This window comes from Sporolactobacillus shoreicorticis, from assembly GCF_024125445.1.
Lineage (GTDB): Bacteria > Bacillota > Bacilli > Bacillales > Sporolactobacillaceae > Sporolactobacillus > Sporolactobacillus shoreicorticis.
This window is the reverse complement of the sequence record NZ_JAMXWM010000006.1, coordinates 19,002-31,688: the sequence shown is the minus strand read 5'-3', so window position 1 is coordinate 31,688 and position 12,687 is coordinate 19,002. Positions and strand designations below refer to the sequence as shown.

Here is a 12,687-nt window from a genome sequence, read left to right as displayed (position 1 = left end):
TTAAATCTTTTTAAGAGAAATAGGCATACACAAAAATTGCAGCATCCCTTAAAAAGAATGCTGCAGAAAGATGTGCTGCCGGCGCAATCTTATCACGCTCCGAGTATACTCAGTCACCTGAAGTTTATTCTCGCTTGTTTTATTGTGTCTCCACAGAAGCTGTACCAATTCTTCGGTGACAACTAGGTACTTCATCCTCTTTGCCACAATCCAAGCAAAGATCATTACCGGCGTTCCTTTACTAATCCGTTTAATAAGCTGTTCCGGCCCAAGCTCGAATCGTTGTTCTAACCGATAGATCACTCACTGATACGCGTTCGCAAATAATGTTCGGTTGAAATCGAATCAAGAAACGGACTCGACTCGCCGCCGGAGAGCAGGACCAGTTCATGCATCGCACGTGTACATGCCGTGTAGAAAATGGTTCGCTCGCTTTCACGGCTATAATTTTCGGCCGAAGCATCATAGATAATCGCTGCGTCGAATTCAATTCCCTTTGCCAAATAGGTAGGAATGATGATAAAGCCTTTATCAAATTGATAGGTCGCTTGAGTCATCAATCTGACATCAATCTTGTTTTTCAACAATCGATAGGCTTCCCGGCATTCCTTCATCGTTTTTCCGATTAGGGCAAAGGTCTCAAAACCATTCTGCTTAAACGATGCGATTTTATCCAGAATAATCGCTGCCTTATCCGATTCGTCTGCCGCATCAATCCATTCGGGAAGCTTTCCACTGCGGTCAAAAGGTTCGATCTCATCGCCTCCCGGCACAATTTCCCGGGCAAAATTCATGATTTCTTTGGTCGATCGATAGCTGCGCAGCAGCGTCAGTTTCTTCACATCGTTGGGATTATAGAGATGTTCCGAAAGCATGGTGTCCGCATTCAGGCTCTGTGCGTAAATGGCCTGATTCAAATCACCGAGAATCGTCATCCGACAGCGGGGGAAAGCGGCTTGAAGATATGCCAATTGCACCGGCGAATAATCCTGCGCTTCATCAATGATCAAATGACGAATTTCATGATTTCCTTTTCTGCCTTGAATCTTTTCCTTCATATACAAATAAGGTGCTGCATCCTCCCACGGGCAGTCCCCCTCCTCAAAACGCATCCGTGTCGACCGGCAGATGTCCGCCCAACGGTCAGGAACCGCAGCCTTGTTAAATTCCTGATAGAAAATTTCACTATACACCTTTTGACAATTCACAAAATCAAGCTGCTTCACTCGTCGTCTCAGCTTTTTCATTCGCCGATTGATGACGATTTTGCGCAGCAGCTGTTCTTCACGATCATAATCATCGAATGTTTCCTCACTGAACTGCTTTTGTTGCTGCAGTTTCTCGAAAATGCTCGCATAGTCCGATTTATCCAGCAGCTCAGCTTCTTCAAGCACCCAGTCTTCTTTTCGTTCACGTTTTGAAAAAGCGGCCATGCGACGCAGCAGCCAATCACGCACCTGTTCCAGACGGTTCAGCAACGTTTGTTCATGCGGCAGCGTATAGAAATAGCTGCCGACTTCCTCACTGGAAACAATCATCCGATCACGGAAAGTAATGTCGCGAAAAATCATTCCATCAGAATTCAACCGCTCCAGCCAATGATCAACCATATCGCGATAAGCGAGTGACGCTTTAAAGCGGATACCCGCAAGTCTCGTCGCTAATTGCTCTCCATCCGCCATCGTCAGGCAGCTTTCGGTTTGATCAAAAGGATTTTCCAGTTGAAGGTCGCTGCCGATGCGCTCCTCAATGAAATCCTTGAACGTCGTCTGCACCACATTTTCTTCGCCTAATTCAGGCAATACATTAGAAATAAAGCTTGAGAAAAGCGGATTCGGTGAAAAGAGCAGCATGTTGTCCGAGCGCAGTGTTTTGCGGTAACGATACATGAGGAATGCGACCCGCTGCAATGCGGCAGATGTTTTCCCGCTCCCCGCAGCGCCCTGCACGATGAGGTAGCGATCCGTTTCGTTTCGAATAATTTGATTCTGTTCTTTTTGTATGGTAGCGACGATACTCTTCATTTGCGAGGAGGCCCGCCCGCCAAGAACAGCTTGAAGCAATGCATCGCCAATCGTTAAGCCCGTATCGAACATGCCCTTTATTTTGCCTCGGCGGATGATAAACTGACGCTTCAAAGTCATGTTTCCGCGTACTTCTCCGTCTAATGAAGCGTATTTTGATGGACCCGGTGCGTAATCATAGTACATACTTGCAACCGGAGCCCGCCAGTCATAGATCAAAAAATCTTCATTTTTCGCATCCATAAGCGACCCGATTCCAATATAGAGGTGTTCCGCCCGCCGTTCATCCTCTTCACGGAAATCGATACGGCCAAAATAAGGCGTGTCTTGTAGTCTGGACAGTGTCTTGAGTTCCTTATTCATTTGTCCATGACGGCGTTCACGTTCCGACAACAATTCGGCTTGCTGCTTAATACTTGCCTGAGTTTCGTAGACATCATCTGTCTCATCTAAGTTAACTGTGACGTCATCCCAGAAATTCTTTCTCAAATCAACGATACCTTTTTTAACGGTATTTTTTTTCCCTGTAATTTTCTCAACTTTTTCTCCAATAACATCAATAACCTCATTAACGCGCTCTTGTTCTTGCTTTCGTTCACTTTGAGCCATAAAAGGAACACCTCTTATTTGTTTGATCATTCCTATAAAATAGTGCATTTTATAAAAATTAATCCATTTTTCTATTGACATTGCATTCAATTTATGATATATTAAAATTTGATTTTTTAATTTAAAAATTGACTCTTATTGAGTTATAACTATAACATGCACCGACGGAAACTTCAATATCCGCACACATTCCGACGCAATTTTTTGTTTGGCTTCTTTAATTATATTCGGATACCGGTTCGAATGAATCTTGAGGTTTGTATTAAACAAAAAGAATTATTTTACAGCGTGCCAAAAAAAGGTTACTCTTAATTTGTGGCCTTTATGAGATTTAGCCTTACTGACCCGTTGCTTTAAAATAAAAACGCACAGTTATTAATGCGGTTTCGTGATAACGGCATTGATTTATAATAAGTTCGTCCTAAAAGCAAACGCTTTCTTTAGAAAAAGTGATGAATTGAGGACAGACAATGTTTCGATATGCCGGACGAAGGCATATAATTAAAGGGGGTCTTTTCCGCGAAGATCCAATTGACGAGGAGGGTTTCATTCGATGAAAACAATCAGCAGCATTCAGGATCTCAGAAAAGCACAAACTGCCATTGAGAATTTCAAGGAAAGCTACCCGAACACATTCTATCGGCTGCTGCATCTTGTGAATTTCACACGGCAGCTGCAATTTAAATATGAATACCTTTGCGGTCTGATGCTGGGAAAAGATGCCTACGCGCTGCAGTATGCCCCTCACTTTGTCCAAAGATCAATAATCGATCTTTATAAAAATGAAATTGAAAAAATTCACAAGCATCCTCAAGGCTTACGTGCTTTGGAACAGCTGATGAATGCCCATCTTGAAATCGGCTATGAAAATTTTTGTTTGCTTGTTCGCGGAAAATCCCCCGAAGAAATTAAGGGTATTTATTCAAATAATCGGATCATTAATTGATTTTGTTTTAAAAACGGGATCTTGTTCCCATTGCTGCATTCGAAGAAGCGGAAGAAGGAAAATATAATGATTTGCGCGCCGGTATTTTTTAATCATGCGACATCCCCAGTCTTTATGTTTTATTTTCTTCCGCCTTTATTCGTTTTGGCCGCAGCAGCGAATTTAATCGCAGCTATGATCATTTATTTTCTAGCAACCAAATTTTTCAGCATCAAAGTTCGAGGAAATCAGGCATTGCGTATGATCTTCGGTCTTTGGCTGATCGATTTGATTGCTTATTTATTTGGATCACTGTTTCTCGTTACAATCGGTATGCTCGGGAAAAAATTTCATGTGCTGCTGATTGATTATGACATGATCTATTCATCACTGGTAAGTACTTTATTGTTTGCCAGTGCTGTACTGCTCTCCGCTTTGATTATCTATGTACTGAACTATTTTTATTTGAGTATGTATCTAACAAAAAAACAGGCCGCAAGAGTCGCGCTTCTTTTCGCAATTCTTACGGCACCTTATCCATTTTTGATTCCTGCATCGTTTCTTTATTAACATTGATTATCTGATAATGTCTGCCAATTCAGCGTGCGTCACCTTTACCAGATCGTCAACGGCAAGTAGAATCTGCACACCTTTTTTCCCGCCGCTGACAATAATGGGATTAATGAATTGTGCTGAAGCATCAATCACCGTTTTATATTCCTTTTTCATCCCGATGGGCGAACAGCCGCCTCGCATATAGCCTGTGTGTTTCTGAATATCTTTAACATGTATCATTTCAACCTTTTTCTCAGATACCTTTGCCGCTGCTTTCTTTAAATTCAATTCTTCAGCAACAGGAACAATAAATACGTAGTATTCGCCGCTATGACCCTGCGTTACGAGTGTCTTGAATACTTGCCTTGGATCTTGCCCTACCTTTTTAGCAACAGACATTCCGTCAATAAGTCCATCGCTGACGTCATAGGTTTGTACATCATAAGTGACCCGTTCCGAATCCAACAAACGCATGGCATTTGTTTTCACTTTCGCTTTTGCCAACTTCTTACATCTCCTCTAACCATTACCCGATACAGCTCTTTAAATCCGCCGATGTTTTTCTGAAGCGGGGGACTTTCTGCCTTTCAGATCCATATGCTGCGGCAGCTATCATCTCTATATTATCAACATATATTCCTAAATGTGTCCAGTCCGCACCAGCGGTTGTCCTGGTCGATTACTGTGGTTCAAACAACAGCCCTCATTGACTAAAAAGACTGCAACGATATCCTTGATCGCTGCAGTCAACATGATTCTCTCTATAGTTTTTATTAATTATTGCACTTCCATGTGAAGGTCGCCCGCCTTAACCCAGCCGAACATCTTGATCACACGGTAAAGCACGATGGTAATGACACCTGGAATTAAGACACCGGCGACGATAAATGCCATTAGGCCTTTAATACCTTGGAGGGCCAGTATGTTCAAAGGAGCGATGAATGAACTGAGACCGAGTCCGCCAAGCTCGTAAGGAACCTGAAAATGAAGGAGCATGGTTGCAATTGGTGCACTGACAACCGCTGCAACAAACGGAGGAATAACAAGCTTCGGATTTTTCACGAGATTAGGGAACTGAACTTTAGGTGTAACAAGAGCTTGTGCAAAGAAACCGCCAAAGTCATTTTCTTTAAATGACATAACCGTAAATCCGACAAATTGAACCGTACAGCCAATCAGAGCGGCAGCACTTGATACCGGATCAAGCTGAAGCGCAATCGCCAGAGCCGCCGAAGAGGCCGGTGACATGAGGAAAATGCTCCAAACCAGCGAGATAACCATTGAAGCGATCAGAGGAGAGCCCTGCACGGAATGAGTAATCATTGCGCTGACTTGGTTCAGCGCAGGTGTAACAACGAGTGCAAGACCATACCCACAAATTCCACCAACGAAAATGGAAGCGAATGGGATCGCCATCATATCGAATTTCGTTCTGCCGCTGATCTTCTTACCGACAAAGACTGCGATTATCGCCGCAATCACACCGCTGACCGGTTGTCCGGGAGCAATTGTTAATACTTGAGGCGCGGCCGATTGAATCACAATCGCGTTGGCACCTACCGCTGCACAGGCCATCGCACTAAACATCGTCAGTGTGTTTGCCCTTAACTGATAAGCAATACCTGCGCCGATTGCCGGAGCAAGAAGTACCTTAGCTGCGCCGCCGATCACCATAAAAGGTTGATAGCCGGTGAATTTGCCCAATGTTTCAAAGAGAAGCCCCATACCTAATGTTACTAAGATTGCGTTGGCAATTCCCGCCGAACACTTATACATTCGATCCATAAAATAATCCTTCATTTTCTGTTTCCTCTCTGCATTCATCCTTTTTTCGCTCCTTAATAATTTTTTCTCTTAAACGGTGTTCGAAAAGTCCGGGAAAAATCACCGGCCAATCTCTGTGTCAACTTGCTTCTCCGCTCCTCACATATTACAGGGGAACTTCAACTAAGTACGCGCTCGTCCTATGCACAACGTTGAAGCCATCACATCCTGTGAAAGTACGCTCCGGTGCTCAAAGCTGCGTTTCCTTGACCTTCGACGCCTAGGATGGGCTAGTGTCAGACATGCCATAGGACGCGGCGTTCTGACTGACCTTGGTTCTTTTTGTCTCCTTTTCGAACGAACTCTCTTATGATTAAATAATCAAAATATTCCGCCACAAAAGGCCCCAATTGGAAATAGATAGGACATTTTACGATCCGTTTGGCCCAACTCATTTATTGAAAAAACCAAATAAAAAAACCCATCCGTGATTTTTCTCGGATAGGCGCTTTTCGCGATTGCTTGAGCGCCTATTTTTGACGATGATAAGCTAGACTCAAACAATTCCATTTTAATTAAATGGTCTTTGTTTCAGTCTTTATGTGCGCAATCGCAAAATAATTCGAATCAAGCCCTTCACTCGTATGTTGTTCACAACTTGTGTCATTAATCTCACTTCCTATTTTTCTGACTTTTTGTGGTTGACACTGATAATATCAGACTTTATCAAAGTTGTAAATACCTAATTTGCATTTTAAATTAAAATTTTCTGTAAAAGCCCTTTCAATTAAATTTTCCCGCTCTATCAGCATTTTTACTTATCATGTTGTTAGATTATCTAACGTTTTTCATCTTACGTGTTTTGGAGACATAGGGATTGCCGGAAATCCAATAACGCAAGGGGTAAAAACGTGCATCACCTGTATTATCGATACCGACACGCGGACCGCTTTCAATTTTGTCAGGAACAAATCCCGCAGAAATATAGATCGGCGCTTCCGTCAACAGACGTCCGTAATCGTCTCCGGTAATATTCAGCGCCTCGGTCAGCTTGCCTGGCCCATTGGTTCGATTTACCGCCTGTTTCACGCGGTGCCGTCTTGATGCAATAAGCTGCAGCCCATCACAAGGTTCTATGGCACGGATCAGGATCGCTTCCGGAATGTTCAGCGGACCGCTTACAACATTGACCAGCGTATGCGTGTGCATCATAAAAGTATAAACATGTCCTGCAGATGCAAACATAATTTCCGTTCGCTTCGTTCGTCTGTTCCCGAAGCTATGCGCCGCTCGATCACCGGCGCCCATGTAGGCCTCTGTTTCAACAATATATCCTGAAGCTGCCCCCTCCGGCGATTCTTTGACAAGCAGGCAGCCGAGCAGCGCTTTTGCCAAATCCTGAGTCGGTTGCTGATAGAATGTGACGGGTAATGGTTGGTGAAGCATATTGATTCCCTCCGAAATATGTTAAATGATCAATCAAGGTTTTGTTCTTTTGCTGTTCTTACAATAACAATAATTTGCATCGCGACAGGCAATGCATATTAACACTATTACTGTTCAATTCTTTGATAAGCTGAGTATCTAATACCGCTCCACTGTAAAACTTTGGCTTCACAAAGATATGATTACATATTAAATAATCGGTTAAAACAACTTGAATATTAGACTATTGGTCTTCCAATATGCTTATCCTGCCTCCACTGCGGAGCCACTCCATCATCTCCCCAGTATTCATCCAGAACTTCTATTTTCCCATTCTTTATCACTATAAAGGATGTAACATGAAAAGATATTTCATTTGACCAAACATGTGTAACAGTAATGTGTGTGTACCCAATCTGCTCTATTCGTTCAACCTCACCGTTCCAATTCCCAGGATAATCACAGTTAGCTCGCAAAAACTCCGGGACATTAAACTGCTCGTTTGTATTATGCCATCGAATGCAAGCATGCCTATGAAAATATTTTTTTAATTCTTCTTCATCCTGCGATGCAATACAATTCCAATATTGTTTGATAAATTCTTCCATATACTTCATTCCTCTTTTCCAATCAAACCATACCGAACTCCATACTTTACTCCCCAAAACAAAAATTATAGCTTTCCTCCGGTTTTTCAATTGATATCCCAGCATTTCAGCTGCTTTTCTCTTATAACGCAAACCATGTCCCCCACCTGCAAATCAGCCGTTGGCTCAAAGAGATGGTTTGGGATTCCGAGAAAAGGTAATTTATTCAGAATTTAAAAGGACATCAAATTTGTGTTAAACGATCAACCAAAAACGGGTTGCGTTCCTCCGTAAAGCTGATCCGTTTGATGCTCGCGCGCCCATGAGCGCTCACCATAGGAATAATGCCACCATTCCGACAGATTTGCGACAAATCCGTTGTCCACCATCATTTTCTTTAGCATACGCCGATTCTCACGTGCAACCTTCTGCCGATCAGACAAATGATCCTTTCCCTCATAAAAATCGAGATAAGCCTCATTGGTAAAATCATCAAAACCCGTTCCCATCTCCAGCCAGCCTTTATCATTCGCCAATGTCAGGTCGATGGCTGCACCTGTATTATGCGGGGCGGGATTATGCGGATCGGTTGACGGATAAGCGACAAACCCGGGCATTTCTTTTTTTATTTGTTCCTCAGAATGACCGGCCTCACGAAACTGGGTGACGGTGCGGTCATAGATAAATTTCTGTGTCTCGATCGAACGCCAGCCGTCAATGAGTACGAAAGAAATACCCTCAGGAAGCCGATCGGCAAGTGCAATGATTTTTTCTGCCACGCCTTGACGGAGAAACAAGTCCTGTGATGCCCCAGGCATTTTTTGTAAGAAATAAGAAGGATAGATGTTAATTTTTGATGAACAATATGCCATAGAAACGAGCGGCTCATCTTGCTTCATCCACGTTTGACTTTCGTTCATGCAAAGCACCTCCAGCTTTTAATGATTCATTTTTTGACCCACTCCAAAGATTCGGCTTGGAGCACACACAATTAATGAATGTCTATCGTCCCGGCAAAAGTCAAATTGCGGTCTAAGGCAGCATGCATCGTGACATACACCTTCTTATCATCCGGCGCATTCCCGGTGGATGCACGCCCGTTTATTTGTTCCGATATTGAATTTTACTGCCCATTTGTTCACATACTTGATCCGGATCTGCTAAACCATCTTCTCATTTCCTGTTATGATCGTGCCGCCATAATCTGTTCGTACGCGTGCTTAATCCTCGTTACCTTGCTGTTCGCTTCTTTAATAGTGGCTTCAGAAGCTCCACGGCTCATCAATCGATCCGGATGATTTTCTTTAATCAGTTCCCGATACTTTTTCTTTATCAATTGATCTGAATCATTCGGTGTACATCCGAGCAGCCGATAACAGGCCTCGAGTCCGATTTTGCTTGAGCCCTCCTCTGATGAGTAAGATTGCCGTCCAAAAAATTGTGCTTTGATCGATTCGTATTGATCGGCAAGACCGAAGATCGATGCCGCTGATCGAATCATTGCTTCTTCCTCTGTGCGCAACGCGCCGTCTGAGGCAGCAATGGCCAGCAGAGCGATGATCGTATCGGTGAGTACATCACCCCGACCGCGAACCGATGCATACAAGTCATGAGCGATCGTCTCAAAGGGTTCATCTGAGTAACGGGCTCCGTTAAAAAGTGTCATGATTTTCCGAAGCTGCTCCTTCGTTGGTCGAAACGCTTCTCGGACAATCTGATCGACTTGACGCACTTCGTTTTCAGAAACAACTCCGTCTTTCTTCGCCATTTTAGCAAATAATTTGACCATCAGTTCCATTTGCGGCATCAGTTCGTCTTTATTTGATGCAAAAACGTGACCGTCCGAACTATATGTAAAGGTCTGCCCGCAATTAGGACATGTCCAGTTCCCAGGAATATCGTCAAACGTAACATGACTGCCGCAATACGGACACGAGCGCGATACCCTTCTGCGCCAGCGAGTTTCGCGCGCTCTTCCGTGCTCTCCTCCGACAAAAATACGTCTTCCGCTGCCGCCGGGCAGGATCAGAATGATGATCAGAGCGAACCACGTAAACATGAATCCCGCAATAAACCAAAGTATTGCATTTCTTTTCTTTGCCACTGCAAGCAGGGCTGCAGCAACAGCAAATAATAACCTCCACGTCACGCCAATCAAACCCTTCTGTCGTTCCGATATTTCTAGGCAGATTCTTAATTAATCATAGCAGACCTTGATGACTGATCGGGCAAATTTCGATTCATTCACATTGTTGGTTTGACCCGCGTGTCACTGCTTCCTGCTCAAAGAAAACGGCTGCTTCGATTATGCTCGCTTATCATGATCAACATGCAAAAGTACATTGGACGAATAAAAGCTCCGAAATCACATTAAAAAGACTGCTGCGCCGCAATTCTATGCCCATTCTTTTCTTATCACAGTAGTATTTTTTTCAAGGTTGTGCAAGTTAAGAAGATTACAGACATTCCTCAGTAATCAAATGAATGAACAACACGCATTTAACGATAATCATACTTTTTTTAACTTTACCAATGAATGCTTTGTCTATTAAAAAACAAAAGTATATGGTATTTGGTATACCAAAAGTTTATAATTAAATTATTCTACAGAGAGCGGGGAATTCGATTGATTCGCAACATTTATCTCATTACAATAGCTAGTTATTTTCTCTCAACCTTGCTACCGCACATCATTTATTTGCAGCACCTCGTCTCCTTTTTATGTATGCTTGCTGTCTTCATCAGCTTTCGTCATGTGAGAGGTCTGGCATTATTTTTCGGCACTCTTTTTCTATCGGCTGGAATCCTGATGCTAACTGTTAGTAAGTCGGGTATTGCAGGATTTATTACATCTTTTGGTGAAATGATTCAAATGGTTACGTTATTCGCGATCATTCCCATACTTTCTCTTCCGATTCGGTATGGAAACTACGCTAAGGAAGTCAGCGGATTTATCAACAGCAAAGTAAAAGGTACGGGACAGCTTTACGCACTTACTTCTTTCGTTTCGTATTTCTTTAGTTCATTCATGAATCTGGCTGCACTTCCTATGACCTATTATTCCATTTCCGATTCTCTAACTAATTTTCAGGTTGAAAATCAGAAACGCTATTTAAGCCGTGCAATTACCCACGGTTATGCGATGCCTCTTTTATGGAGCCCAATAACGCCCATCGTCGGCACTGTCCTGTACTTGACCGGAACTGCTTATGTAAAAATTCTCCCTTACCTGATTTTTTTAAGTATCTGCGGATTATTGTTAGACTGGGCTACAGGCAATCACTTATTTCGTTCCATTTCATGGAAACGTCACGGCAGAAAACCACAAAAAGAAACAGCGGCTGCACTTCAAGAACCGTCGGCCCCAAAAAGCTATCGCTTCAGCAAATTTTTTCATATCGCCGGTGCAATTATTAGTTTAAATGTTCTCATTGTTGTATTGGATCATTTCGTTGCAGTCAGTTTCCTTTTTCTTGTCAGCTTAATTGTGATTCCATTCGCTTATTTATGGTGCCTTCTCATCGGACAGGCTCATCCCTTCTTATCCGGAGTCAGGAATCACTTTACCCGCTATATTCCCAGAATGCAAAATCAGTTCTTTATCTTTCTCACCGCCGGTTTTTTTATTACTGCTTTACATGTATCTCATAGTGATATTCTCGTGACGTATTGGGTCGAGGATTTAATTCAATTTACGGGTATTCGTTTGTTTCTGGTCTTTTTGCCATTGATCCCTTTCGCACTTGCATTCATCGGCCTGCATCCTGCCGTTGGATTAGCACTCATTGCTGATTCCCTCCAGACCCAAGTGCTACAGCAATCGCCAATTGTTGTCACTATCGCCATGCTTGGTGGGGCCATTCCGGCCTTTTTAATGGGGCCATATAACGCAACGCTTGGCATGATGTCTTCACTGATCGACGAAAAACCGTTTACTCTGTCCAATTGGAATTTTAATTTCACGTGCCTTTATTTAATCTTTCTTACGCTATTCACTCAACTTCTATATTCTTTACTTTAAATACACAGAATTTATTCCTGCCCTCTGAAGGACATATTTTGTAAGTATGCTGCTCTTGAGTTTTGAATATGCTGCATGGATAGCTTCCTTGCGGCCTGGGCATCCCCTTTGCTAATGGTGTTTAGAATCAAACGATGCTCATTCATCGCTTCTGCCAATCTTCCGCCTTTTTCGTAAGTCACACGGGCGAAGGCTTGAATGTACTCCGTTAAATCAACCAAAATTGCGTTGAGTTTAGGACTTTTTGCAGTGCTGTAAAAAAAATGGCATACAGAAAGATGGAACGCGTTAGCATCCTCCTGATTACCTGCTTGAATGAATTTTTCAATTTTCTTGCTCCATTGCCTGCACTCTTTTCGAGTTTCTTCGTCAATCCGTTCCGCGGCACGTCTGGCAGCTAATCCTTCAAGCATTTCCAATATATCAAAAATCTCAATAATCTTTTCTTTGGAAATGGGCTCAACAACAACGCCTTTTCTTGGGAGCGTTTTAACAAGTCCCTGAGCTTCCAATCGAAAAAGCGCTTCGCGAACCGGCGTTCTGCTTATTGCCATTTTTGCTGCAAGTTCCCGTTCGACAAGGCGGTCGCCTGCATGATATTTGCCTTCCAGAATCATATCTTTTAAATATCTGTACACGTGCTCGCGCATGGGCATAATTTCATCAGCATTCCAAGGCTTCATATGGGATCCCCTCTTCACTGGTATACCATAATCATATACGTAAACTGAAAAAGAAAACAGCGGGCAGCTGTTCGGCAGCCTGCTGTTTCATACT

General features: G+C 43.0%; 12 protein-coding genes. 3 read left to right on the top strand and 9 right to left on the bottom strand.

Features of this window, described 5'->3' with window-relative positions:
* Positions 1-48: 48 nt before the first annotated feature.
* Together NIE88_RS06790 and helD are read right to left on the bottom strand one after the other, a co-directional pair.
* Positions 49-303: a hypothetical protein gene (locus NIE88_RS06790; protein WP_253060571.1), complete on the bottom strand. Its 255-nt coding sequence runs from the start codon at positions 301-303 to the stop codon at positions 49-51.
* A complete protein-coding gene (gene helD / locus NIE88_RS06785) occupies positions 300-2,633 on the bottom strand; it encodes an RNA polymerase recycling motor HelD (protein ID WP_253060570.1) in 2,334 nt (777 codons plus the stop codon). Before helD ends, NIE88_RS06790 begins: the two co-directional genes overlap by 4 nt.
* Positions 2,634-3,186: 553 nt before the next feature.
* Here helD and NIE88_RS06780 point away from each other — a divergent pair.
* Together NIE88_RS06780 and NIE88_RS06775 are read left to right on the top strand one after the other, a co-directional pair.
* Positions 3,187-3,579: a hypothetical protein gene (locus tag NIE88_RS06780; protein ID WP_253060569.1), complete on the top strand. Its 393-nt coding sequence runs from the start codon at positions 3,187-3,189 to the stop codon at positions 3,577-3,579.
* Between the two features lie 66 nt (positions 3,580-3,645).
* Positions 3,646-4,128 (top strand): hypothetical protein, encoded by a 483-nt coding sequence (locus NIE88_RS06775; RefSeq protein ID WP_253060568.1) that lies wholly within the window; start codon positions 3,646-3,648, stop codon positions 4,126-4,128.
* A gap of 6 nt (positions 4,129-4,134) precedes the next feature.
* On the opposite strand, the gene ybaK is transcribed toward NIE88_RS06775, so the two are convergent.
* The 6 genes from ybaK to NIE88_RS06745 all read right to left on the bottom strand — a co-directional run bounded on the left by ybaK (position 4,135) and on the right by NIE88_RS06745 (position 10,038).
* The gene (gene ybaK / locus NIE88_RS06770; RefSeq protein WP_253060710.1) at positions 4,135-4,587 is read right to left on the bottom strand and encodes a Cys-tRNA(Pro) deacylase; all 453 of its coding nucleotides are present in this window, start codon (positions 4,585-4,587) and stop codon (positions 4,135-4,137) included.
* A 303-nt stretch (positions 4,588-4,890) separates the two neighbouring features.
* The gene (locus NIE88_RS06765) at positions 4,891-5,937 is read right to left on the bottom strand and encodes a PTS sugar transporter subunit IIC (RefSeq protein WP_253060567.1); all 1,047 of its coding nucleotides are present in this window, start codon (positions 5,935-5,937) and stop codon (positions 4,891-4,893) included.
* 774 nt (positions 5,938-6,711) lie between these two features.
* Entirely contained in the window at positions 6,712-7,323 is a 612-nt protein-coding gene (locus tag NIE88_RS06760; protein WP_253060566.1) for a DNA-3-methyladenine glycosylase, read from the bottom strand.
* A 218-nt stretch (positions 7,324-7,541) separates the two neighbouring features.
* Entirely contained in the window at positions 7,542-8,042 is a 501-nt protein-coding gene (locus tag NIE88_RS06755) for a nuclear transport factor 2 family protein (protein WP_253060565.1), read from the bottom strand.
* 110 nt (positions 8,043-8,152) lie between these two features.
* Entirely contained in the window at positions 8,153-8,809 is a 657-nt protein-coding gene (locus NIE88_RS06750; RefSeq protein WP_253060564.1) for a M15 family metallopeptidase, read from the bottom strand.
* A gap of 263 nt (positions 8,810-9,072) precedes the next feature.
* Entirely contained in the window at positions 9,073-10,038 is a 966-nt protein-coding gene (locus tag NIE88_RS06745; protein ID WP_253060563.1) for a TerB family tellurite resistance protein, read from the bottom strand.
* A 477-nt stretch (positions 10,039-10,515) separates the two neighbouring features.
* Between NIE88_RS06745 and NIE88_RS06740 the strand changes: the two genes are divergently transcribed.
* Complete coding sequence (locus tag NIE88_RS06740; protein WP_253060562.1) at positions 10,516-11,910, top strand: hypothetical protein; 1,395 nt, start codon at positions 10,516-10,518, stop codon at positions 11,908-11,910.
* Positions 11,911-11,921: 11 nt separating this feature from the next.
* Here the strand turns inward: NIE88_RS06740 and NIE88_RS06735 are convergent, their stop codons facing one another.
* Positions 11,922-12,593 (bottom strand): GntR family transcriptional regulator, encoded by a 672-nt coding sequence (locus NIE88_RS06735; protein WP_253060561.1) that lies wholly within the window; start codon positions 12,591-12,593, stop codon positions 11,922-11,924.
* Positions 12,594-12,687: the final 94 nt, after the last annotated feature.

What these genes read in the sequence shown, in the direction of transcription:
- NIE88_RS06765 (WP_253060567.1), bottom strand. Translation starts at nt 5,937, where the DNA reads ATGAATGCAGAGAGGAAACAGAAAATGAAGGATTATTTTATGGATCGA.
- NIE88_RS06760 (WP_253060566.1), bottom strand. Translation starts at nt 7,323, where the DNA reads ATGCTTCACCAACCATTACCCGTCACATTCTATCAGCAACCGACTCAG.
- NIE88_RS06750 (WP_253060564.1), bottom strand. Translation starts at nt 8,809, where the DNA reads ATGAACGAAAGTCAAACGTGGATGAAGCAAGATGAGCCGCTCGTTTCT.
- NIE88_RS06775 (WP_253060568.1), top strand. Translation starts at nt 3,646, where the DNA reads ATGATTTGCGCGCCGGTATTTTTTAATCATGCGACATCCCCAGTCTTT.
- ybaK (WP_253060710.1), bottom strand. Translation starts at nt 4,587, where the DNA reads ATGCGTTTGTTGGATTCGGAACGGGTCACTTATGATGTACAAACCTAT.
- NIE88_RS06780 (WP_253060569.1), top strand. Translation starts at nt 3,187, where the DNA reads ATGAAAACAATCAGCAGCATTCAGGATCTCAGAAAAGCACAAACTGCC.
- helD (WP_253060570.1), bottom strand. Translation starts at nt 2,633, where the DNA reads ATGGCTCAAAGTGAACGAAAGCAAGAACAAGAGCGCGTTAATGAGGTT.
- NIE88_RS06735 (WP_253060561.1), bottom strand. Translation starts at nt 12,593, where the DNA reads ATGAAGCCTTGGAATGCTGATGAAATTATGCCCATGCGCGAGCACGTG.